The following is a 759-nucleotide window of genomic DNA, read 5'->3' on the forward strand; positions in this document are numbered from 1 at the left end:
TGCTCGCCGCGTGGCGCTGCGTAGCCAGGTCAACCAGTTGTTCAGCCAGAGTCGGGGCTCGGCCGGCAGCCGCAGCATTCTGGGCATGCTGCGCGAAGAGGGCGTGACCATCGGCCGTTTCCGAGTGCGTCGGTTGATGCGTGAGCTGGGCCTGGTCAGCAAGCAACCGGGCTCGCACGCCTACAAACAGGCCACGGTTGAGCGGCCGGATATCCCGAATCGGCTGAACCGCGAATTCGCGACCGAGCATCCCAATCAGGTGTGGTGTGGCGACATCACCTACGTCTGGGCGCAAGGCCGTTGGCACTACCTGGCCGCGGTGCTGGATCTGCATACCCGGCGGGTGATCGGCTGGGCGTTCTCGGCCAAGCCGGATGCCGAACTGGTGATCAAGGCCCTGGACATGGCCTACGAACAGCGCGGCAAGCCACAGCAGGTGCTGTTCCATTCAGACCAGGGCAGCCAGTACGCCAGCCGCCTGTTTCGGCAACGGCTCTGGCGCTATCGGATGCAGCAGAGCATGAGTCGCCGAGGGAATTGCTGGGATAACTCGCCGATGGAGCGCCTGTTCCGCAGTCTGAAGTCGGAGTGGGTCCCGTCAACGGGTTACCTGACGGCGCAGGAGGCCCAACGGGACATCAGTCATTACTTGATGCACCGCTACAACTGGATCAGGCCGCATCAATTCAACGACGGGTTACCACCTGCGGTGGCCGAAGAAAAACTCAACCCACTGTCCGGGATGGGTTGACCACTACA

1 pseudogene is annotated in these 759 nt (G+C 62.7%); it reads left to right on the forward strand.

The features are described 5' to 3' along the window. Nucleotides 1-751 (forward strand): annotated as a pseudogene (locus HMPREF2716_RS07565) (IS3-like element IS222 family transposase); the annotation flags it as partial. Nucleotides 752-759 lie beyond the last annotated feature (8 nt).

Source organism: Pseudomonas sp. HMSC076A11, assembly GCF_001810205.1.
In the GTDB taxonomy this organism is placed as follows: domain Bacteria; phylum Pseudomonadota; class Gammaproteobacteria; order Pseudomonadales; family Pseudomonadaceae; genus Pseudomonas; species Pseudomonas aeruginosa.